This window comes from Actinomadura graeca, from assembly GCF_019175365.1.
GTDB classification, from domain to species: domain Bacteria; phylum Actinomycetota; class Actinomycetes; order Streptosporangiales; family Streptosporangiaceae; genus Spirillospora; species Spirillospora graeca.
Map to the genome: position 1 here is coordinate 3,015,953 of NZ_CP059572.1, position 21,874 is coordinate 3,037,826.

General features: G+C 73.6%; 20 protein-coding genes. 9 read left to right on the top strand and 11 right to left on the bottom strand.

Features of this window, described 5'->3' with window-relative positions; translation table 11 throughout:
- Window positions 1–107: 107 nt before the first annotated feature.
- The gene (locus AGRA3207_RS13380) at window positions 108–1,196 is read right to left on the bottom strand and encodes a DUF2207 domain-containing protein (protein WP_231334947.1); all 1,089 of its coding nucleotides are present in this window, start codon (window positions 1,194–1,196) and stop codon (window positions 108–110) included.
- Between the two features lie 500 nt (window positions 1,197–1,696).
- Here AGRA3207_RS13380 and AGRA3207_RS13385 point away from each other — a divergent pair, with 500 nt between their 5' ends.
- The 3 genes from AGRA3207_RS13385 to AGRA3207_RS13395 all read left to right on the top strand — a co-directional run bounded on the left by AGRA3207_RS13385 (window position 1,697) and on the right by AGRA3207_RS13395 (window position 4,899).
- Entirely contained in the window at window positions 1,697–3,697 is a 2,001-nt protein-coding gene (locus AGRA3207_RS13385) for a sensor histidine kinase (protein WP_231334948.1), read from the top strand.
- A gap of 227 nt (window positions 3,698–3,924) precedes the next feature.
- Entirely contained in the window at window positions 3,925–4,350 is a 426-nt protein-coding gene (locus AGRA3207_RS13390) for a hypothetical protein (protein WP_231334949.1), read from the top strand.
- A gap of 129 nt (window positions 4,351–4,479) precedes the next feature.
- Window positions 4,480–4,899, top strand: a complete 420-nt coding sequence (locus AGRA3207_RS13395; protein WP_231334950.1) for a hypothetical protein — start codon at window positions 4,480–4,482, stop codon at window positions 4,897–4,899.
- Between the two features lie 16 nt (window positions 4,900–4,915).
- On the opposite strand, the gene AGRA3207_RS13400 is transcribed toward AGRA3207_RS13395, so the two are convergent.
- Window positions 4,916–6,124, bottom strand: coding sequence for a hypothetical protein (locus AGRA3207_RS13400; RefSeq protein ID WP_231334951.1), 1,209 nt, complete (start codon window positions 6,122–6,124; stop codon window positions 4,916–4,918).
- Window positions 6,121–6,624 carry an RNA polymerase sigma factor gene (locus AGRA3207_RS13405; protein ID WP_231334952.1) on the bottom strand — a complete coding sequence of 168 codons (504 nt, stop codon included), beginning with the start codon at window positions 6,622–6,624 and terminating at the stop codon, window positions 6,121–6,123. Before AGRA3207_RS13405 ends, AGRA3207_RS13400 begins: the two co-directional genes overlap by 4 nt.
- A gap of 240 nt (window positions 6,625–6,864) precedes the next feature.
- Between AGRA3207_RS13405 and AGRA3207_RS13410 the strand changes: the two genes are divergently transcribed.
- On the top strand, window positions 6,865–7,329 hold the full coding sequence (locus AGRA3207_RS13410) for a hypothetical protein (protein ID WP_231334953.1): 465 nt from the start codon (window positions 6,865–6,867) through the stop codon (window positions 7,327–7,329).
- Window positions 7,330–7,391: 62 nt separating this feature from the next.
- Here the strand turns inward: AGRA3207_RS13410 and AGRA3207_RS13415 are convergent, their stop codons facing one another.
- Window positions 7,392–8,138, bottom strand: coding sequence for an AfsR/SARP family transcriptional regulator (locus tag AGRA3207_RS13415; RefSeq protein ID WP_231334954.1), 747 nt, complete (start codon window positions 8,136–8,138; stop codon window positions 7,392–7,394).
- 107 nt (window positions 8,139–8,245) lie between these two features.
- On the opposite strand from AGRA3207_RS13415, the gene AGRA3207_RS13420 reads away from it, so the two are divergent.
- The 5 genes from AGRA3207_RS13420 to AGRA3207_RS13440 all read left to right on the top strand — a co-directional run bounded on the left by AGRA3207_RS13420 (window position 8,246) and on the right by AGRA3207_RS13440 (window position 13,418).
- Window positions 8,246–10,195, top strand: a complete 1,950-nt coding sequence (locus AGRA3207_RS13420) for a sensor histidine kinase (RefSeq protein WP_231334955.1) — start codon at window positions 8,246–8,248, stop codon at window positions 10,193–10,195.
- Window positions 10,192–10,860 carry a response regulator gene (locus tag AGRA3207_RS13425; protein WP_231334956.1) on the top strand — a complete coding sequence of 223 codons (669 nt, stop codon included), beginning with the start codon at window positions 10,192–10,194 and terminating at the stop codon, window positions 10,858–10,860. The genes AGRA3207_RS13420 and AGRA3207_RS13425 overlap by 4 nt, the downstream gene beginning before the upstream one ends.
- A gap of 119 nt (window positions 10,861–10,979) precedes the next feature.
- Window positions 10,980–11,303, top strand: a complete 324-nt coding sequence (locus AGRA3207_RS13430; RefSeq protein WP_231334957.1) for a hypothetical protein — start codon at window positions 10,980–10,982, stop codon at window positions 11,301–11,303.
- Window positions 11,304–11,642: 339 nt separating this feature from the next.
- Window positions 11,643–12,575 (top strand): ATP-binding cassette domain-containing protein, encoded by a 933-nt coding sequence (locus tag AGRA3207_RS13435; RefSeq protein WP_231334958.1) that lies wholly within the window; start codon window positions 11,643–11,645, stop codon window positions 12,573–12,575.
- 408 nt (window positions 12,576–12,983) lie between these two features.
- A complete protein-coding gene (locus AGRA3207_RS13440) occupies window positions 12,984–13,418 on the top strand; it encodes a hypothetical protein (protein ID WP_231334959.1) in 435 nt (144 codons plus the stop codon).
- Between the two features lie 24 nt (window positions 13,419–13,442).
- Here the strand turns inward: AGRA3207_RS13440 and AGRA3207_RS13445 are convergent, their stop codons facing one another.
- The 7 genes from AGRA3207_RS13445 to rho all read right to left on the bottom strand — a co-directional run bounded on the left by AGRA3207_RS13445 (window position 13,443) and on the right by rho (window position 21,709).
- Window positions 13,443–14,276, bottom strand: coding sequence for an L-threonylcarbamoyladenylate synthase (locus AGRA3207_RS13445; RefSeq protein ID WP_231334960.1), 834 nt, complete (start codon window positions 14,274–14,276; stop codon window positions 13,443–13,445).
- 119 nt (window positions 14,277–14,395) lie between these two features.
- The gene (gene prmC / locus AGRA3207_RS13450) at window positions 14,396–15,256 is read right to left on the bottom strand and encodes a peptide chain release factor N(5)-glutamine methyltransferase (protein ID WP_231334961.1); all 861 of its coding nucleotides are present in this window, start codon (window positions 15,254–15,256) and stop codon (window positions 14,396–14,398) included.
- Window positions 15,253–16,317, bottom strand: a complete 1,065-nt coding sequence (prfA, locus tag AGRA3207_RS13455) for a peptide chain release factor 1 (RefSeq protein WP_231334962.1) — start codon at window positions 16,315–16,317, stop codon at window positions 15,253–15,255. The genes prmC and prfA overlap by 4 nt, the downstream gene beginning before the upstream one ends.
- A 109-nt stretch (window positions 16,318–16,426) precedes the next feature.
- Entirely contained in the window at window positions 16,427–16,645 is a 219-nt protein-coding gene (gene rpmE, locus AGRA3207_RS13460; protein WP_021598595.1) for a 50S ribosomal protein L31, read from the bottom strand.
- 163 nt (window positions 16,646–16,808) lie between these two features.
- On the bottom strand, window positions 16,809–17,462 hold the full coding sequence (locus AGRA3207_RS13465) for a response regulator transcription factor (protein ID WP_231334963.1): 654 nt from the start codon (window positions 17,460–17,462) through the stop codon (window positions 16,809–16,811).
- 47 nt (window positions 17,463–17,509) lie between these two features.
- A complete protein-coding gene (locus AGRA3207_RS13470) occupies window positions 17,510–18,889 on the bottom strand; it encodes a sensor histidine kinase (RefSeq protein WP_231334964.1) in 1,380 nt (459 codons plus the stop codon).
- Window positions 18,890–19,621: 732 nt separating this feature from the next.
- Window positions 19,622–21,709: a transcription termination factor Rho gene (gene rho, locus AGRA3207_RS13475; RefSeq protein WP_231334965.1), complete on the bottom strand. Its 2,088-nt coding sequence runs from the start codon at window positions 21,707–21,709 to the stop codon at window positions 19,622–19,624.
- Between the last annotated feature and the right edge of the window lie 165 nt (window positions 21,710–21,874).

The window sequence follows — 21,874 nt, forward strand, 5'->3', positions numbered from 1 at the left end:
CGCGCGCGCCTCCCTCCGCCGTCCCGGCCCGGCCGCCTCGGCCGGGTCCCACGTCCGTCACCTTGGTAGACGTCCGCCCGGGACGTTCAGTTCGCCCCGGCGACCGATCAACTGTAGTCCTCCCGGAGGGTGCTCGCGGCATGTTCGGCCGTCCCGGACCGGGCGGTGGGGCGCGCGGGGCCCTCCCCCCGCAGGAGACCGGGCCGATGCGCCCGGACGGCCGCCATCCCGACGATCATGAGGGCGAGCCCGGCGAGGCTCCGGTCGCCCAGCGAGAACGCCCACGGCCCCCGGATCGCGACGTCGTCGCCCACGTCCGCCGCGACGAGCAGCGCGCCGGCCGCCGCGACGGCCCGCCCCGCCCGCCGGTGCGGCACCGGACGCCGCGCCGCCACCACGACCGCGCCGACGGCCAGCGCGAGCACCGCGGTCCCGGGCCACGTCCCCGTCCAGTGCGGCGGCGCGTACCGGGGCGGCGGCACGGAGATGGCCCCCTTGGGCAGCCGGACCCGGACGGTCATCCCCTCGTGCGGGCGCAGCGCGCTCTGCGTGAAGTCCACCGCGTAGGGGCCGTCGCGGTCGCGCACGCACCGGGTGGTCTCGTCCGCCGAGCCCGCCCGGCAGCTCGCGTTCCGCAGCGGCACCGGTGCCTCCACCCGCACCGCCGCGTTGCCGATGGGCACGTCCCAGGCCGTCCCCAGCGCGTCCCAGACGAGCTCGTCGTGGTCGGCGAAGGGGGTGAACACCCACGCCATCTCGTACTCGATCACGTACGCCTGACGCCCGCGCACCTCACGGTGCCGGTCGCCGACGGTGATCTGCACGTCGTGCAGGAGCTTGAGCGTCCTGGCACGGGCGGGCGCGCCGGTCGAGGAGCTGGTGCTGACGTTGCGGACGTCGTACAGCCGGTCGGCATGGCGGAACGGGACGCGCCGGACGATCCCGTGCTCCCCCCCACGCGCGAAGTCGTAGGTGATCGTCTCCCTGACCTGCAGGATCCCGTCGGTGCGGAGGGTCAGCACGACGTCGTAGGTCGGGATGCTCTCGTGCCGGACGGGCCCCGGCGGCTGCACGCCCGGCCGGGCCGGGGGGTAGGGGGCGGACGAGGCGGCGGCGTTGGTGCCGGGCAGGGCGAACAGCACGGCCACCAGCGGCATCGCCGCCGCGGCCGCGGTCCCCCGGAGGCGAGCACGCACGTCAGGCATAGTTCCACCGTTACCGTCAGGACGCCCGCGTAACGAAGCGATTACCCGGGCACCCGTTCCCTTCTTCAACGGGGAGACGCCCCAGGAACGCTCCGAGTCGCAAGCCGAGCACCCCATCCGGGGGGCGACCCCCCAAACCCCCCGGCTGCGCGGCACGGGTCTCCTCCATTCCACTCGCTGCGCTCGCTCCATTGCGGGGACGCGGCGCACCGGGCATGCCCGGGGCGCTCGCTGGCGCTCGCTCCACGTGCCTCCCTGCAACCGGTGGCCGGGCTTCAACCGTCGGCTGAAGCTCAACCTGCCGGGTTGTCTACCCCCAGGCGCCCGGCCGCGCAGCACGGATCACCTCCACTCCACTCGCTGGGGTTCGCCCGTCGAACCGGCCATAGGGTCATCCCGTGGGGACTGGGGGACGCGAGGGAGCCGAGGTCACCCGGCCGCCGGGGGCGCCCAGGGGGTCTGCGCCGTGGCCGAGCGTGCCGGATTTCGCCGTGCCCGCGCTTCTGGCGACCGTGCAGATCGCGGGTTCCTGGGGGCTCGCGGCGTTGTCGGACATCCACCGCGGCCAGGGCCGGTGGATGACCGCGATCGCCTGCGTGATCGTCGCGGGCGTCGCGCTGATTTGGCGGCGGAAGGCGCCGGTGCCGGTGCTCGTGGCGGCCGTCGCCTGCTCAGGTGCCGGTGTGCTCGTGATGGACACCCCGGACACGCTGTTCGGCGGGCTGTCGGACTCGGTCGCCCTCTACTCGCTCGCGGTGCACCGGGACCGGCGGCAGGCGATGATCGGCGCGGTGGCCGCGGGCACGGTGGCCATCGCCACCGTCCTGCCCTCGGTGCGCAGCCCGTCCGAGCTGGTGCTCAACTGCACGCTGAGCGTCCTGGCCTACGTGGTGATCACCGCGCTCGGGCAGCTCAGGCGGCAGTACCAGCAGCGGCGGCGGGTGCTGGCGGCGCAGCTCGCCGAGGCCGAGCGGGCGCGGGGCGCGGCGGCGGCCTCCGAGCGCGAGCGGCTCGCCCGGGACCTGCACGACGTCGCGGGCCACCACCTCAGCGCCGTCGTCGTGCACAGCGGCGCGGTGTCCAGGACGGGCGATCCGGAGCTGATCCGGGAGGCGCTGTCGGCCGCCGCCGACACCGGCCGCGACGTCCTGCGGGCGCTCACCCGGCTGGTCGACGTGATGGGCCCCGACGATCTGGGCGGCGGCCTGGACACCGGGCTGCCCCAGCTCTGCCAGGGCCTGTCTCGGCTCGGCGTGCCGGTCTCGCTGGCGATCGAGGGGCGGACGCGGCGACTGCGTCCCGAGGTGGGGATGGCTGCCTATCGGATCGTCCAGGAATCCCTCACCAACGCGATGCGCTACGCCCCCGGCGCCCCCGTGACGGTCGAGGTCCGCCATGTGCCGGGCGCGATCGAGCTTCTGGTCGCCAACGAGGCGCCCGCCGAGGACGCCGCCGTTCCCGCGCTCGGCACGGGGCGCGGCATCGCCGGGATGCGCGAGCGCGCGGAGTCCCTGGGCGGCACGCTGACCGCCGCTCCGGCGGACCTCCTCGACGTCCCGCTCGGGCGCTCCCAAGGCGCCTCGGAGGACGGCGACTCCAGTGAAGTGTCACGTTCGCGGGAGACGATGCTCACCGATGTGCGGGACACCGCGCCCTCCGGGCCGCGGGGCTGGACGGTCCGGGCGGTGCTCCCGACCTCCGGCGGCCGGCGGCGCCTGGGATGGCCGGAGGTGCTGGACACGACCGTGGCCGCGTCCTGCGCGTTCCTGCCGGCGCTGGTGGGCTTCATCCCGCCCGAGCCGATCCTCGGACGGACCTCGGCCGGGATGGCGGCGGTCATGCTCGTCATGCTGGTCCTGCGCGGCGTCCCCCTGTGGTGGCGGCGGCGCGCCCCCTACACGGCCCTCGGGACGCTGGCCGCCATGGACGTCGCCTGGGCGCTCACCGCCGGGGCGCACACGCCGCCGTTCCTGGCGCTGCTGCTGGTCGGCGCCCCGGCGGAGATGATCGCGGTCTACGCGGTGGGCGGTCACGCCCGGCGCGGCAGCCGGACCTGGCCCGCCCCGCTCATCGGCGCGGTGCCGTGGGCGGCGGCGTTCGCGGTGCTGCTCGTGACCGACCCCGAGACCGAGCAGACCTCAAGCGTCATCCCGTTCGCGCTGGGGGCGGGCGGGCTGTTCGGCGTGCTCGTCCTGCTGCCCTTCTGGGCCTGGGGACGGACGGTCACCGGGCGGGGCCAGCGCTGGGAGGCGACGGCGCGGGAGACCATGGCGGCGCGGACGGGCGAGGCCGTCCAGGCCGAGCGGCACCGGGTGGCGCTCGGGCTGCGCGCCACCGTCCTCGACCACACCGCGCGCCTCGTGCGCGCCGCGGAGGCGGGCATGGCCGGAACCGAGGAGGACGCGAGGGCGGCGCTGGCGTCCGTCACGGAGCTGGCGCGGACCGCGCTGCTCGACATGAGAGCCCTCCTGGACGCGCTTGAAGAGGCATGATTCCGGTGTGATCTTGGTCATGGCGGCCCGCCCGTCCCGGCAGGGCGGAGGGCCTCCGAGACCTTTGGACGATGGGGGCGGCGTTGCGGTTCGCCGGTCCGCCGGTTTCGGCCACCATGATCTCGATCTAAGCTCACCGTAAAAATGATCTTGCCTTGACTGCTAGGTTTCCGCGCTAAACCCCGGAAGATCACCATACGGAGGGACCAATGCGGAGATTTGCTGCCGTGGCACTGGCCGCCGGCACCCTGATGACCGGCATGGCCGTCGTCGGCACCCCCGCCCAGGCGACCATCACCACCAAGGCCGCCGCCAAGAGCTGGGCGCCGTACGACTCCTACCCGAAGATCAGCGCCAAGGGCACGTACACCCGCTCGGGTGGCAGCGTGTACGTCAAGGGGACGCTGAGCGACGGTGGCGCGAACGGCTGGACGGCCTGCGTGCGCTTCCTGTTCACCGAGGGCGGCAAGCGCTACTGGTCGCGCCACAAGATCATCGCCGTGAAGAACGGCGTCCAGTCCAACTTCGACGGCAAGGCCACCGTCTCCATCTCCACCAGTTCCACCTACAGCGGCCACCTGTACGTGCAGGAGTGCGGCCGTAGCAAGAAGACCGGCAAGTACGTCTACGGCAAGGGCAAGCGCCTCTTCTGAGTCGCCCCGAGCCGTCCACGACTCCCCCGCATTGAGTCACAAGGGCCCCGCCGTTTCCGCGGCGGGGCCCTCCCCGTGCCCGCCCGACTGCTATTTTCGGAGCGCTCCCACCAGCGGCAGGAGGCCACCATGCGGCGCATCGCCACCGTGACGATCTCCACAGGACTCGCGCTGACCGGCCTCGGCGCCCCGCCCGCCCGCGCCTCGGCCACGACCTGGGCGACCACCGGCGCCTACAAGGCCGTCGCGGCGGGTGGCACCTACGAGCGCGGATCCGGCAAGGTCACCATCAGCGGCTGGCTCCAGGACGACAAGGCCAACGGCTGGGCCGCCGCCGTGCAGTTCCGGACGACCGAGGGCGACGGCCGGCACACCAGCGAGGTGTACTTCTTCCTCGCCGACGGCACTCCCGCCGACCTGAAGTACCGCCAGGACTACGGGAAGTTCTTCACCTCCGACTACACGACCCACCTCTACGCCCGCGAATGCGGCGTCACCCCCGACAAGAAGCGCACCACCAAGTGCGCCGACTGGCAGAAGATCTACTGATCCGGGCCGCCCGGGGTCACCACTCCAGGTCGTAGGAGTCCGCCACCGCGCCGGGAAGCCTGATCGCCACCCGGCCGTCGTCCACGTCGAACAGCCCGGAACCCGTGATCACGAAGCGCCCGGAGGCGTCGCTCCGGAGTATCTCGTCGTCCGCGGGCCCGATGCCGTCGCGGCGGATCGACCGCAGCACCCGCCCGTCGCCGGCGGAGACCTCCAGTGCCTCGACCCCGTGGGAGAGGACGCGAGGGGACACGGCCTCGCCGCCGGTGGACCCCGCCTCCGCCCCTTCCGTGATCATCACGCTGTGCCCGTCCGGGCCGGCCGCCACACCGGTCACCCGCCGTCCCTCCGCGATCGTGCGGACGGTACGGCTGGCGGCGGTCACCTGGCCGGGCGCCGCCGTGGCCACCGGGAGCCTCCGCAGTTCCAGAGCCGTCCTGGGCCGGGTCTGAGAACCGCCGACGGGTCTCGACCGGACGAAGAACAACCACTCCCCCGAGCCCGAGAGCGACAATTCCCCATCGGCGGCGTTCTGGGTCTCCAGCCACTCCCTGCGCGTACCCGAATCCGTGTCGAGAACCACGAGACGGTTGCCCATGGCCGCCTTTCCAAGCGGCACGTCGGCGGTGCAGGACGCGACGGTGTAAGCCAGCCTGTCACCATTGGCCGAGACCGCGAGCGAGCCATTGTCGTAGGGAATTCCCGTCACCGCGGAACCGGGCACGGGCCGGTGGCCGCCGAGTCTGCCCGTCTCGCTCACCGTGAATCTGACGATGGTGCTGCCGCAGCGTTCCGCCGTCTGCTCCCGCATGAGCGCGAACAGCGTCCTGCCGTCACCGGAGGCGGCCAGGTCCAGGTAGGTGCGCCCCTGCGGCGCGGCGCTCGACCCCAGCAGCCGCCCGGTACGCGGATCGCGGACCTCCACCCGGGACGGTCCACCCCCCTCGCCCAGGTAGCTGGCGAAGAGGAACCGCGGCATCGTCGGGACCTTCTGGAGGCGGCGTTCGGGCTCGCGGACCAGCTCACGGAAACCCACCAGCCCGGCGATCAGCGCGAGGACGGCGAGCACGGCGCAGAGCGGCAGCACCCAGCCGCGCAGCGGGGCGACACGGGCGATGCGCTCCCTGCGGGGGCGCCGCCGCGCCGGGAGGGGCCGGGGCCGCTCGTCCACCATGTCCGCGGTGGCGCGCAGCGCGTCGCGCAGCCGGTCCTCGATGCCGCTCATCGGGCCTCCTCCTCCCCCAGTTCGCGGGTCAGGGCGGCGAGCGCCCTGACCATCGTGGACCGGACCGTCCCCGGGCGCACGCCCATGGCGCCGGCCACCTCGTCGTCACTGAGGTCGAGGTAGTAGCGCAGCACCAGCGCCTCACGCTGCCGGCGGGGCAGCCGCCGGAGGGCCGCCATCACCTCCCGGCGCTGCTCGCCGAGCATGGCCGCCGACTCGGCCGACCAGACGGGCGGCTCGTGCGGCTGGGTGTGCCGCCACAGCATCCTGCGCCGCCGCAGCGCCATCCGGCAGCCGTTCAGGACCGCGGCGCGGACATAGGCCAGGAGCTTGCCCGGGTCGTCCAGATCCGGGGCCCTGTCCTGCATGCGCAGGAAGACGTCCTGCACGACGTCCTCGGCGGTGGCCCGGTCGCCGACCAGCAGCACCGCCATCCGGATCAGCCCGGACTGGTGTTCCTCGTACAGCGCGACGATGTCGCGGCTCTGGGGGATCACCACGGGCCGATTCTAGGTGTGCGCGCCACACGGTCTCAGCCCGATTCCCCAAGATCCGGAAAGGGAGTCAAGAACACAGTTGATCAACTCCTCGCGCATTCCGGAGGGCGTTAGACGCGCACCGGCAGGACGGGGGACGACGGCGCCAAGACGAGGCGGAGACACACCGCGAACACTCCGGAGACGGACGGCCGCTTTCCTCTGGATCGAAGGGATGGACCCACCGAACACAGGGGTGATGCAATGCGGAAGACGACCATTCTCACAACGACCGGGGGCATGGCCGCGGCGCTTTCCTGCGGCCTCCTGGCCGGACCCGCCCACGCCGAGCCCGCCGCGGTCCCGGGCGGGTCCGCGGCCCGGATCGCCGCGGAGGCGCCCGCCGCCGCGGACGCGGCCCGTGGATGGCGCTGCCACACGGTGACGAGCACCGTCACCGGCGCCCGGGTCACCGCGAAGATCTGCTGGAGCCGGACCAGGGTGAGGGCGACGGGGGTGACCTACGACACCAAGGACGACCGGAAGGCGGCCGGTGTCAGGATCCGCGTCCAGCGGCCAAGGCAGATGGTCCCCCAGCGCTACATCGGCTGGGTCGACGGCAAGGGCCGGAAGAAGTCCTGGAGCGACACCGACAAGGGTTCCGGCTACTGGATCAAGGCGTGCGTGAAAGACAAGCGCGCCACGACCTGCGCCCGCACCTGGAGCTGATCCCAGCGGAAGGCGCGGGCGTCCCCCGCCCCGGGGGGCGCCCGCGCCCCCGCCGCCGCGGCTCATCCGAACCTCAGGGAGTCCGGGCGGACGCGTTCGACGAGGTCCCGGAAGCCGGAGCTGGGCTCCAGGCCGATCGCCTCGGCGAGAAGTCTCCGGTAGCGCAGGAACACGCGCCACGCGCTCACGTGGTCGCCGCGCGTCAGGTGGGCGGCCGCCGCGAGCCGGTGAGGGGCCTCGCTGAGCTCGTCCACGCGCGTGGCGGCCTCGGCCAGCTCGATCGCCGCCGGCACGTCACCGGACGCGAGCGTGTGCTCGGCCAGCCCCTCCAGCGCGAGCAGCCGGAGCCGGTCCCAGCGGTCCCGCGCCGCGCAGACCTCCTCCTCCTGCCAGCCCGGCAGCATCTGCCTGCCCAGCATCCCCGTGCCCGACCACCCCGCCGGGACGTCCCCCTTGATCACCCGCCGCGCCAGCCGCTCCCCCCGGCGCAGGTCGACGGTCACCTCCCCCCGGAGCGCGACGAGGTCGGGCGTCACCTCCAGCAGCCGGTCGCCGGTCTCCCGGCGGATCCGCCACAGCGCCTGCCGCAGCCGCTTGGACGCGTCGGGCGGGTCCACGTCCGGCCACAGCCTGGCGGGCAGGCCCTCCCTCGTCAGCCCCCGCGGTTCGAGCGCCACCGTCACGACCAGCGAGGACAGCGCCCGGGACAGCCGCACCTCCCTGCCGCCTAAGTGGCAGCGGAAGGACGGCAGCACCTCCACCCGGGCGCCGCCGGACGCCCCCGGTTCGTCGGTCTCTTCATCATCCATGCACAGTAGATGCGCCGGACGGCCGTTCTGCTGCTCGCCGGAAAAGGCGAATTCCAAAGAGCGTCCGACCGGCCGCCCCGGCCGCCGGATGCCCATAGGGTCGTCGTGTGCGGGTGGACGGAGACGTCGGGCGATGGCCGCGCGCCGCCGACTGGGGCGTGCCACCGCTGCTCCTCGGCGCGCAGCTGCTCGCCGCCTGGCTCCTGACCGACGGGGCCGGCGCGCCCCTCGGCCAGGCCCGCTGGACGGGGCTCGCCGCCGCGGCCGCGGTGGCGGCGGTGGCGCTGGTGTGGCGCCGCGCCGCGCCGGTGCCGGTCCTGGTGATCACGGCGCTGTCCAGCGCGTTCGCCGTCGTCGTGGCCGGCGGCACGGACGCGCCCGTCGGCGGGATCGCCGACGGGGTCGCGCTGTACTCACTGGCGGCCCGGCGGGGGCGGCGGCAGGCGGTCATCGGCTGCCTCGCGGCGTACGCCGCGTCGTCGCCGGCGTACCTGTGGCATGTGGAGGGGCCGGGCGACCTGCTGTCCAACGAGGTCCTGGACGGCGTCTACTACCTCGGCATCGTCGCGCTGGGACAGCTCCGCCGCCGGCGCGAGGCCGCCCGGCGCGACCTGCGCGGCAGGCTGGCGCGGATCGAGCAGGAGCACCGCGCGGCGGCCGGGGCCGAACGCGAGCGCCTGGCCCGGGACCTGCACGACGTGGCGGGCCATCACCTCAGCGCCGTGGTCGTCCACAGCGGCGCCGCCGCCCGCCGCGGCGATCCCGGGCTGACGCGCGAGGCCCTCGCCGTCGCCGCCGAGACCGGCCGCGAGGTGCTGCGGTCGCTCAGCCGCCTGGTGGACGTGGTGAGCCCGCACGCGGCCGCCGGCGGCGGCCTGAAGGAGTTACTCCCCCCGCTGTGCCACGGGCTGAACCGGCTGGGCATCTCGGTGTCCCTGGTCGTCGAGGGACGTGCGCGGAAACTGCCCGCCGAGGTGACCACGACCGCGTATCGGATCGTCCAGGAGTCGCTCACCAACGTCATGCGCTACGCGTCCGGCGCGCCGGTGCGGGTGACCGTCCGCTATCTCTCCGGGACGGTGGAGCTGGCCGTCGAGAACGAGGCCCCCGCAGGGGGAGGGACCGTCCCGGCACTCGGCGGCGGCCGGGGCGTCCAGGGCATGCGCGACCGGGCGGCGCAGCTCCACGGTGACCTCGACGCGGGACCGGCCCCGGGGGGCGGCTGGTCGGTGACCGCGCGCCTGCCGACGAAGACCGCGTCCGAGTACGGCGCGGGCTGGCCGGAGACCCTGGACGCCGTGACGATCGCGTTCTGCGCGGCCCTGCCCCTGCTGGGCTTCCTCCCCCCGGAGCCCCTCGGCTCGGGATGGCCGCCCGCGGGGGTGGCGCTGGTGATGACGGTCCTGGTCGCCCGGGCGGTGCCGCTGTGGTGGCGGCGGCGCGCCCCCTACGCCGCCCTGGCCGTGCTCACCACCGTGGACGTGTCCCTGGCCGTCGCGGGCGTGCTGTGGCCGCTGGAGCCCCTCGCGCTGTTCGTCTTCGCGTGCCCGGCACAGCTCGTCGCCGTCTACTCGCTGGCCTGCTACGGGCACGGCGCCCGGCGCACGTGGCCCGGAGTGCTCATCGCCCCGCTCCCGTGGGGCGTCGGCCTGGGCACGGCGCTGGCCGCCGACCCGGAGGTGGCGGCGGACGGCGCGGCGCACCTCGCGTTCCTGTTCGGGTTCGCTGTCACGGTGCTGGTCACCGCGCCCGTCCTGGCCGCGGTGTGGACCTGGGGCCGGGCGGTCGCGATCAGGAGCCGGCGGTGGGAGATCACCGTCCTCGACGCGATGACCGCCCGGACGGGTGCGGTCGTCCACGCCGAGCGGGCCCGCGTCGCCGCCGGGCTGAGCGGGACCGTCCTCGACCGCGTCGCGCGGCTGGCGCGGGCCGCCGAGACGGGCCTGGCCGGGACCGACGGCCAGGCCCGGGCGGCCCTCGAAGTGATCGCCGAGCAGGCGCGGGCGGCCCTGGCCGACATGCGCGTGCTCCTGGAGTCGTTGGAGGGGAAGACGTGAGCATCCGGGTCCTGGTGGTCGACGACCAGGCCGTCGTCCGGGCGGGCTTCACGGCGATCATCGACGGTGAGCCCGACATGGAGGTCGTCGGGCAGGCCGGCGACGGCGCCGAGGCGCTGCGCGCGGCGGCCGAGCGGCGGCCCGACGTGGTGCTGATGGACATCCGGATGAGCGGCATGGACGGCCTGGCGGCCACGGCGGAACTGGCCGCCGCCGGATCGCCCGCGCGGGTGCTGGTGCTCACCACGTTCCACCGCGACGAATACGTCTTCGGCGCCCTGCGCGCCGGAGCGGCCGGGTTCCTGCTCAAGGACTGCGACCCACAGGAGCTCGTGGACGCCATCCGCACGGTGGCCGAGGGCGAGGCGCTGCTCGCCCCCGCGGTGACCCGCCGCCTCATCGACGCGTTCGTCACCGGCGCCGTCGTCCCGCCGCCCGCCGACGAGCGCCTGGACCTGCTCACCCACCGCGAGCGCGACGTCCTCGTCCAGGTGGCCAGCGGCCTCAGCAACACCGAGGTCGGCGCGGCGCTCGGCATCGGCACCGCCACCGTCAAGACCCACGTCAACGCGATCCTCGGCAAGCTCGGCCTGCGCGACCGGGTCCAGGCCACGATCTTCGCCTACGACGCCGGCCTCGTCCGGCCCGGCGGGCACCCGCCCTGACCGCCGCTGCCGCGACCGCGCCTCCGCCCCAGGGTTGACCCCCGGTCTACCGGACGGTCGAGGGCGCTCCCTTCCGCCGCAGGAAGCGCGGGCCCGTCCCGGCACGGTTCCCTTGACCCATGGCCCAACAAGAGGTGAGACCGACGGGCGGCGCAGCCGCGGGAACGCCGGACCCGGACGACGCGGAGCCGGACGAGAGGCTCCCCGACGCGGAGTGGATCCTGCCAGCCGTCCTGTTCCTGGCGGCGAAGGGCGTCCGGGCGTTCAACGACGAGGGCGTCTGGGGCTGGGTGGCCGTGGGGTTCGGGGTCCTCGCGGCCATCGCCACCGTCGCGGTGATCGTGACGGCCGTGCGGCGGCGGGCGTACGAGACCCTGATCACCATCGCGGCGGGCGCCCTGTTCGTGGGCGCCACGGCCTACGTCGGACACGACCTCCTCTAGCCGGCCCTCCGCCTCCCGAGCCCTTGGCAGAACCTTCCCACCGGAAATCCTCACGACCTTCCCGCCTGCCGCTGACCTGCGGGCAGGGCCCGCGGAATGCGCGGGAACGACGCGGCCGAGCCGCCGGGACGACGGCCGCGAAGCGACCGGGAGGCGGCACGGAGACGCCCGCCCGGTGACCTGGACCCGCGGGCCACAGCGGCCTGCGGCGACGGAGCCCGTCAGACCGACGCGGCGCGGGCGGCCCTCGTGTCGATGAGCGTGGGGCTGGTCAGCACACTCACGTGCCGCCCGGCTGGTCGTCATTCGGAAGCGCCGTCATGGCCGGAGAGGCGGAACGTGATCGTCGTTGAGGATCTGACCAAGCGGTACCGGAGGCGGACGGTCGTCGACCGCCTCTCGTTCACCGTGCGCCCGGGGAGGGTGACCGGATTCCTGGGGCCGAACGGCGCGGGAAAATCCACCACCATGCGGCTGATCGTCGGGCTGGACCGGCCGGACTCGGGACGGGTGCTCGTCGCGGGACGGCGCTACCACGAGCTGCCCCACCCCCCGTCCACCGTCGGCACGCTGCTCGACGCGGGATGGGCGCGGCCCGCCTTCACGGCGCGGACGCACCTGCGCTGGTTGGCGAGCGTCACCCGGACACCGCCCGAGCGCGCCGACGAGCTCCTCGAAGCGGTCGGCCTCGCCCGGGCGGCCCGCAAGCGGGTCGGGGACCTCTCGCTCGGCATGCGGCAGCGCCTCGGGATCGCGGCCGCGCTGCTCGGACGGCCCCGGATCCTCCTGCTGGACGAGCCCATGAACGGGCTCGACCCCGAGGGGATCCACTGGATACGGCGGTTCCTGCGGGAGACGGCGGCCGAGGGGCGCACGGTGCTCGTCTCCAGCCACCTGCTGTCGGAGATGGCCCTGGTCGCCGACGAGGTCGTGGTGATCGGCGGAGGACGGCTCATCGCGCAGGCGCCCACGCGGGAGTTCATCGAGCGGACGACCCGTCCCCGGGTGATCGTCCGCGCCCCGGACGTCCTGCGGTTGCAGGCGCTGCTCGCGAGGCTCGGGCTCGACGTGCGCGGGGAGCCCGACGGGACCCTGGCCGTGAGGGGCGCGGCCTCCACGCGGATCGGTGAGATCGCCTTGGAGAACGGCTTCGTCCTCAGCGAACTGCGCACCGATCACGGTTCCCTGGAGGACGCGTTCATGGAGACGACACGCGAGGCGGTCGAGTACCAGTCGAGTCCACTCGCAGATCGGCCAGGAGGTGCGATGTGACGGCGACGGATCCGCGAACGGGAAGGACGCAGGTAGCGGACCAGATGTCGGAACAGCACCGGGAGACGAGACGGGACCGGGCGGCGGCGCGGAAACGGGGTGGCGCGTTCCGGGCGGCGGTCGCCGCCGAGAGGATCCGGCTGGTGGCGAGCCGGTCCACATGGTGGTGCCTGGGTGCGGCGACAGCCCTCGCGCTCGGCTCCGCCGTGCTGGCCGCGCGCGTCCCGGAGTCCGAGGGAGAGCCGGTCACCGTCGTCGACTCCGTCGCGGGGCTGATCTTCGGGGAGATGATCCTGCTGGTGCTCGCGGCGCTGTCGGTCACCGGCGAGTACAAGCACGACACCGTCCGGCTCGCCTACCAGGCGATTCCGGCGCGCTGGCCGCTGGTGGCGGCGAAGGCCCCTCACGATGGCGGCGGCCGGCGGGATCGTGGCGCTGTGCCTGTCCTTCGCGAGCTTCGCCGTCACCGCGCTGTCGGCGTCGCGGCCCCGCCCGAGCCTGGACACCGCCCAGGAATGGCGCGCGGTCCTCGGGACGGCCGTCATCTGGGTCTTCGCCGCCGTGGTCGGCGTCGCGGTGGGCGCCCTCGTCCGCAGCGGGGCGGGCGCGATCACCGTCCTGCTCGTCTGGACGATGCTTGGCGAGAGCACGATCGGGTTCCTGCCGTGCGTCGGCGGCGCCCTGGAGGGCTGGTCGCCGTTCACCGTCGTCGGCGGCATCGCCGACCCGGGGACGGGAACGCGTGTGCCGTACGGAGCGGCCGGGGGCGTCGCGTACGCGCTCGTCGTCGCGGCCGTGGCGCTGGCCCTCGCGCTGTTCGCCGTGCGGCGCACGGACCCGTAGACCCGCGGGGCGGGCCCCCGCCTCTCAGTCGGTCTTCTCCGCGGGCGTGCCCGGCTCGTCCTTGGTCAGCGACGGCTTCGCCGCCGAGGCGGCGGGCTCGTCCTTGGTGAGGGACGGCTTGTCGTCCTGCGGCGCGTCCTTGATCAGGGAGGGCTTCTCGCCGGACGGCTCGCTATGGCCGTCTGCGTCGCGGTCGTCCTCATCGGGTTCGTCCTCGTCGGTCAGCAGGACGCCGACGACGGAGCGGATCCTGTCCTCGGGGATGGCCCCGGCGCGCAGGAGGCGCGGGACCGAGCCGGTCAGGTCCACGATGGTGGACGGCTCGGCGTGGCCGGACGGGCCGCCGTCCAGGTAGACCGAGACGGCGTCGCCGAGCATCTTCTCCGCCTCGGCGGCGGTGCGGGCGGCGGGCTGCCCGGTCAGGTTGGCGCTGCTGACCGCGAGCGGGCCCGTCTCCTTGAGGAGTTCCACGGCGAGCTCGTGCATCGGCATGCGGAGGGCGACGGTGCCCTTGGTCTCGCCGAGGTCCCACATCAGCGTCGGATTCGCGCGGCAGACCAGGGTGAGCGCGCCCGGCCAGAACTCGTCGATGAGGTCCTGGCCGTAGGAGCCGAGATCGTCCACCAGCGCGGTCGCCGCGCGGACGGAGCCGACCAGGACGGGCGGCGGCATCTCGCGTCCCCGCCCCTTGGCCTCCAGCAGCGCCTCCACGGCGATCGGCATGAACGCGTCGACGCCCACCCCGTACACGGTGTCGGTCGGCAGGACGACCAGTTCGCCACGCCGGGAGGCCGCGAACGCCTCGGCGATTCCCCGGGTGCGCTCCATCGGATCGGAGCAGTCATATCGTCGGCTCACGGTCGCCCGTCTTCCCATCTGCGTGGCGCTGGTCGGATCAGCACGCCCAGGATATCCGCGCCGCGGGGCCCGCCGCGCCCCCCGTTGTCGATCAACGGCACCGCCCGTGCGGGGACCGGTCAGTCCGAGGCCAGCCGGGAGGTGACGAACCGGTCGCGGTTGGTCAGATCCCGGCGGTTACGGACGTCCCGCCAGCCGTTCTCCTCAGCGAAGACCCAGTAGACGCCGTTGCCCTGGAGATCGCTGTGCTCGACCGCCGCGTACCCGCCGGGCCGCAGGAGGCGGCGGGCCGTGCGCTCGACGACGCGGATCGCGTCCAGGCCGTCGTCGCCGCCTCCCCACAGCGCGTCGGCCGGGTCGTGGTCGCGGACGTCGCGGGGAACGTACTCCCACTCGCTCATCGGAATGTACGGGGGGTTGCTGACGACGAGGTCGACGGTGCCGTTCAGCTCGGCCAGCGCGGAACCGAAGTCGTCCAGATGCAGGCGGACGCGTCCGCGCTCGTCCAATTCCTCGACGTTGCGGGTGGCGTGCACGAAGGCGGTGGGGTCCTTCTCCACGGCGTGCACGCGCGCGCGGGGCGCCTCCAGTGCGATCGACAGGGCGATGGCCCCGGAGCCCGTCCCGAGGTCGACGACCAAGGGGTCGCGGACGTCCATGTCCCGGAGCGTCTCCAGCGCCCAGCCGACCATCACCTCGGTCTCCGGGCGGGGGACGAACACCCCGGGCCCGACCTTCAGCTCCAGGTAGCGGAAGAACGCGCGGCCCGTGATGTGCTGGAGCGGCTCACCGGCCTCGCGCCGCGCGACGAACTCCCAGAACCGGGCGTCGAACGAGCTGTCGGGGACGCCGTGCAGCTCCGACCGCTTCACCCCGTGGACGGCCGCGGCGAGCTCCTCGGCGTCCGCGCGGGGCGAGGCCGCCCCGGCGTCGGCGAGCCGCGCGGTGGCCCTGGCGATCTCGTCGAGCAGCAGCTTCATGATCCTTGGGCTTCGGCCAGCCGGCGTTCCATGTCGGCGTCGACCAGCGCCTGCGTCACGTTGTGCAGGTCGCCGTCCAGGACCTGGTCGAGGTTGTACGCCTTGTAGCCGACGCGGTGGTCGGAGATCCGGTTCTCCGGGTAGTTGTAGGTGCGGACGCGCTCGGACCGGTCGACGGTGCGGACCTGGCTCTTGCGCTCGGCCGCGGCCGCCGCGTCCGCCTCCTCCTGCGCCATCGCCAGCAGCCGCGACCGCAGGATCCGCAGCGCCTGCTCTTTGTTCTGCAGCTGGCTCTTCTCGTTCTGGCAGGAGACCACGGTCCCCGTAGGCACGTGGGTGATCCGCACGGCCGAGTCGGTGGTGTTCACGCTCTGCCCGCCCGGACCGGACGAGCGGTACACGTCGATGCGCAGGTCGTTCGGGTCGATCTGGACATCGACGTCCTCGGCCTCGGGCGTCACCAGGACGCCGACGGCGCTGGTGTGGATGCGGCCCTGCGACTCGGTGGCGGGCACCCGCTGCACCCGGTGGACGCCGCCCTCGAACTTCAGCCGCGTCCAGACCCCCTCCTCCTGGCCGCCCTTCGCCTTCACCGCGACGGTGACGTCCTTGTAACCGCCCAGGTCGGACGGGTGGGAGTCGAGGACCTCCGTCTTCCAGCCCGAGCGCTCGGCGTACCGCAGGTACATCCGGAGCAGGTCCCCGGCGAACAGCGCCGACTCCTCGCCGCCCTCCCCCGCCTTGACCTCCAGGATGACGTCCTTGCCGTCGCTCGGGTCGCGCGGGACGAGCAGCCGCCGCAGCCGCTCCTCCAGGTCCTCCCGGCGCTTCTCCAGCTCGGTGGCCTCGGCGGCGAACGCCTCGTCCTCCCGGGCCAGCTCGCGCGCGGCGGCGAGGTCGTCCTCGGTCACCGCCAGGTCACGGTGGGTCTCGACGATCGGCCGCAGCTCGGCGTAGCGCTTGCCGAGCCTGCGTGCCAGGTTCTGGTCGGCATGGACGGACGGATCGGCGAGCCGTACCTCGATGCCCGCGTATTCGCTGATGAGATCGTCGAGATTCACGCTGTGTCCTGGCCCGTCCCGGCGCCCGAGACCGGGTGCCGACTCCGAACGGCCCGGGGACCTGGAGAGGTCCCCGGGCCGTCCCTGTGGTCGTCGTGCGGCGCTCGCCCTACTTGCCGGCCTTCTTCTTGCCGAAGCGCTGCTCGAAGCGCGCGACCCGGCCGCCGGTGTCGAGGATCTTCTGCTTGCCCGTGTAGAACGGGTGGCAGTTCGAGCACACGTCGGCGTGGATCACGCCGTTCTCGGCGGTGCTGCGGGTCTCGAAGGTGTTGCCGCACGTACACGTCACGGTCGTGACGACGTAGTTCGGGTGGATGTCGGGCTTCATGGGGTCTCTCCTCGCCTCAGGCGGTCGCCGGGCACCTCCGGCCCACATGGCGGTGCCATGGGAGATGGGGGAGGCGTGAACCGGTACCGCAGCGGTTGCACTCCAAGTGTGCCAGATACCCGAACGTGCCGAGGTCACCGGGCATTCCCGATCTTGCCCCCGTTCAGGCGTCCGCGCGGCCCAGGTAGGCGAGGACGGCCATGACGCGCCGGTGGCCGCCCTGCGCGGGCTGCAGGTCGAGCTTCATGAAGATGTTGGAGATGTGCTTCTCCACGGCGCCCTCGGTGACCACCAGGTCGTTCGCGATGGCCCCGTTCGACCGTCCCTGCGCCATCAGCCCGAGGACCTCGTGCTCCCGCGGCGTCAGCGCCTCCAGCGGGTCGCCGGTGCGGCGTCGGCCGAGCAGCTGCCCGATGACCTCGGGGTCGATGACCGTCCCCCCGGCGGCGATGCGGCGGACCGCGTCGATGAAGTCCGCGACGTCGGACACCCGCTCCTTCAGCAGGTAGCCGACGCCCTCGGCGCCGCCGCCGATGAGGTCGGTCGCGTACCGCTCCTCCACGTACTGCGACAGGACGAGGATCGGGGTCCCCGGCCTGCGCTCGCGGACCGCCAGCGCCGCGCGCAGCCCCTCGTCGGTGAACGACGGCGGCATCCGCACGTCCACGATGGCCAGGTCGGGGGCGTGCTCGTCGACGATGCCGAGCAGCCCCGGCCCGTCCCCGACCGTCGCCGCGGTCTCGATCCCCGCGTCGGCGAGCAGCCGGACGAGCCCTTCCCGCAACAGCACCGAATCCTCGGCGATCACTACCCGCATGCGCCCATTATCGGGGCTCCGGGCACCGCTGCGGGCTCCCCGCGGCGCTACCAGGTGCAGGGCAGGTCGGCGCGGATGATCGTGGGACCGCCGGGAGGGCTGTCCACGATGAGCATCCCGTCGATGGTGGCGGCCCGGTCGGCCAGCCCGGACAGGCCCCCGTCGGGCCGGGCGACGGCGCCGCCGACACCGTTGTCGATCACCTCGACGACCACCCAGGAGTCCTCACGGGCCACCCGGACGGACGCGCGGGTCGCACGGGCGTACTTGGCGATGTTGGCCAGCGACTCGGCGACGATGAAGTAGGCGATGCTCTCGACCGCCGCGGGCGGGCGCTCCGGCAGGTCCACCTCCACCTCGACGGGCACGGGCGCGCGGCCCGCCAGGCCGGACAGCGCCGGGTCCAGGCCGCGGTCGGTGAGGATCGCCGGGTAGATCCCGCGGGCCAGGTCCCGCAGCTCGGAGATCGCCTCCTTGGTGCCCGAGTGCGCCTGCTCGATCAGCGTCCGCGCGCCCTCGGGATCGTCGTCGAGCTTGGCGCGGGCGCGTCCGATGTCCATCGCCACGGCCAGCAGCCGCTGCTGCGCGCCGTCGTGCAGATCGCGCTCGATGCGGCGGCGCTCGAACTCCGCCGCGTCCACACCGCGGGCGCGGCTGGCCTGCAGATGCGCGGTGCGCTCACGGAGCCGCCTGTTCTCGGCCTGGGACACGCTCTGGCCGAGCAGCAGCTTGGCGATCACGGCGTGGGCGACGGCCAGCGAACGGGTCACGTACATGGCCAGGACGAGGAACACCAGCCCGCCCACCGAGACGGGCAGCGCCTCCACCGGATTCCCGGCCCAGTACGAGAAGACGCCGAGGTTCACCTCCACGCCCCCCGAGCCGAAGCCGACGATCGCCGGCATGAACAGCAGGGTGAACGTCGCCCCCCAGACCGTCAGGGACACGACGAACTCCACCAGCGCGACAGGGAACAGCAGCAGCAGATACGCCAGGTCCTTCCAGGTCGCCTGGTCGGCCGCCATCGCCCTCAGCTTGACCAGCGGGTTGCGCCCCGGCGGCATCCGCCGGTACGGCGCCGGGATCGCCACGCCGAACGCGGCCTGGACGAGGAACCGCTCCAGCATCGCGCCGAACCGCCACGCGACCATCAGCATCGCCAGCAGCGGCAGCCCCACCCAGATGATCAGCAGCGAGACCGAGAGCGTGAGCCCCACCGCCAGCGTCACGAACCAGCCGAGCCCGAACGCGAAACTCGTCGCCAGATAGAGGGCCGAACGCCAGGTCAGTGACGACCTGGCCATCGCGAGCGGACGCCACGCGCCGTCGAAGACGGTCGCCGCGGCCCCGCCGCCCCCCGGCGCGGCCCTGCGCGCCCCGCCCGCCGCGGTCCCCGGGAAACCGGAGTCCCTGCTCAGCTCGCCCACGTCGTCCCTCCGTGCCCGCTCAACCGTATGACCCCAGCTTGCCGGGCACGGCCTCCCCCCACCATGATGTCCTCCGCCCCTTCGATGGTGGGGCTAGCCCTACTTATTGCAATCCCGGCCCGAGCGGGCTCGCCTGGCGGCGGTGTTCACTGCAATCCCGGCCCGAGCGGGCTCGCCTGGCGGCGGTGTTCACTGCAATCCCGGCCCGAGCGGGCTCGCCTGGCGGCGGTGTTCACTGCAATCCCGGCCCGAGCGGGCTCGCCTGGCGGCGGTGTTCACTGCAATCCCGGCCCGAGCGGGCTCGCCTGGCGGCGGTGTTCACTGCAATCCCGGCCCGAGCGGGCTCGCCTGGCGGCGGTGTTCACTGCAATCCCGGCCCGAGCGGGCTCGCCTGGCGGCTCGCCCGCTCGACCGTGCTTGGGCGAGCGCGACATCGCTCCGCGATCATCCCGCGTGAGGCTCGCCTTCGGCATTGCCTCCCGCGGGCTGGTAGCGCGCTCGCGTGCCAGCTGAGGTCCCCCTACATCCGTTCCTGGGCCCTGGCCCCGGAGGGCGACAAGGAGCTGGCTTCATGCAGAACGCCCCCGGCCCGCGTCGGGTCGCCTCCGGCTTTGCCCAGCCGACTGGTAGCGCGCGAGACATCTCGGGGATCACAGGCACGGCGGGTGGGCTTTGATGCGGAACGCCCCCGTCCGGTGGGGTGGACGGGGGCGTTCGTTGTGGCTGAACCGCTCAGCGGTCGTCGGAGACCGTGGTCTTCTGGACCTGGAGCAGGAACTCGGCGTTGGACTTGGTCTCCTTCATCTTCTCGATGAGGAGTTCCAGCGCCTGCTGGGTGTCGAGCGCGTGCAGGACGCGGCGGAGCTGCCAGACCACGCGCAGCTCTTCCGGCGCCATGAGGATCTCCTCCTTGCGGGTGCTGGACTGGTCGACGTCCACCGCAGGGAAGATGCGCTTGTCGGCGAGCGACCGGTTGAGCTTGAGCTCCATGTTGCCGGTGCCCTTGAACTCCTCGAAGATCACCTCGTCCATGCGGGAGCCGGTCTCCACCAGCGCGGTGGCGAGGATCGTCAGCGAGCCGCCGTTCTCGATGTTGCGGGCCGCGCCGAAGAAGCGCTTCGGCGGGTACAGCGCCGTCGAGTCGACACCGCCGGAGAGGATCCGGCCGGACGCGGGGGCCGCCAGGTTGTAGGCGCGGCCCAGCCGGGTGATCGAGTCGAGCAGCACGACGACGTCGTGGCCCAGCTCCACCAGCCGCTTGGCACGTTCGATCGCCAGCTCGGCGACCGTGGTGTGGTCCTCGGCGGGACGGTCGAAGGTCGAGTGGATGACCTCGCCCTTCACCGTCCGCTGCATGTCGGTGACCTCTTCCGGACGCTCGTCCACCAGGACGACCATCAGGTGGCACTCCGGGTTGTTCTTGGTGATCGCGTTGGCGATGGCTTGGAGCACCATGGTCTTGCCGGCCTTGGGCGGCGACACGATCAGGCCGCGCTGCCCCTTGCCGATCGGCGACACGAGGTCGATGATCCGCGTGGTCAGGATGCCCGGGTCGGACTCCAGCCGCAGCCGCTCCTGCGGGTACAGCGGCGTCAGCTTGGTGAAGTCGACGCGGCCCTTGGCCTGGTCGGGCTCCATGCCGTTGACGGTGTCGAGGCGGACGAGCGCGTTGAACTTCTCGCGCCGCTCGCCCTCGCGGGCCTGCCGGACCGCGCCGGTGATGACGTCGCCCTTGCGCAGGCCGTTCTTGCGGACCTGCGCGAGCGAGACGTACACGTCGTTCGGGCCGGGCAGGTAGCCGGTCGTGCGGACGAACGCGTAGTTGTCCAGGATGTCGAGGATGCCCGCGACCGGGATGAGGACGTCGTCCTCGCTGATCACCGGCTCCTCGTAGCGCTCGCGCCCGCCACGGCCCCGGTTGCGCTCCCGGAACCGGCGGCCGCGGCGTCCCCTGCCACCGCTCTCGTCGTCGTCGTTCTGGCCCCCGCCGCCCTGGCTCTGGCCGCGCTGCCGGCCGCCCCCGCCCTGGTCGCCGCGGTCCCCTCGGTCGCCGCGGTCCCCGCGGTCGCCGCGGTCCCCGCGGTCGCCGCGGTCACGTCCTTCGCGGCCCTCGCCGCGCTCACGGCCCTCGCCGCGCTCACGGCCGCCGCGTCCACGCTGGCGTCCGCCGCCCTCGCGGCCCTCGCGGCCGCCGTCACGTCCGCCGTCGCGGCCACCGGCCGGGGACTCGCCGTCGTCGGAGCCGCCCTGCGCCGCCGCGGGCTCGCGGGTCTGCCGCTCGCCGCGCTCGGAACGGCCCTCGGACGCCCCCCGGTCCTGCTTCTCGCCGCCCGCCCTGGCACCCTGGCGGCCCTGCCGCTCGCCGCGCTCGGCGCGGTCGGAACGGTCGTTCCTGTCGGACGCCTTCTCGGTGGCCCGGTCGGACGCCTTGTCCGCGGCCGGGGCCTGCTCGGCGGCGGGCGCGGCCTCGGCGATGGTGACCTGATCGTCGGAGACCTCGTGCTTGGCGGTCGCGGCGCGTCCCCTGCGGGGGCGCTCGGTCTTCGCCGTGGCAGCGGCTCCCTGCTCCCCAGCCGAGCCCTGCGCCTGGCCGCCCTGCTTCTCCTGGATGGCGGCGATGAGCTGGCTCTTGCGCATCCCGGTGGTGCCGGTGATGCCGAGGCTGGACGCGAGCGCCTTCAGCTCGGGCAGCACCATGGCCGAGAGACCGGTGCCCTGCCGGCGGCGCCGGGGGGTGGCGGGCTCCGAGCCGGCCGGAGCGGCGTCGGCTGCGGGTGCCGTGCTGGATGCGTCCGTAAGGAGTTCGCTGGATTCGCTCACTAAGGGTCCTTCCCAGGGAGCGGGCGTTGGCCGGCGTTCGGCCAGTCAACCCGGTGGTGCGGCCCGGCGGGGGCGCCGAGTCGGGCTCCGCCGATCACGATGGCACCGCGATCGGCGGGTTCTGGGTACAGCCAGATGGTGGTCGGGACGGTTCGCTCGTGCGCG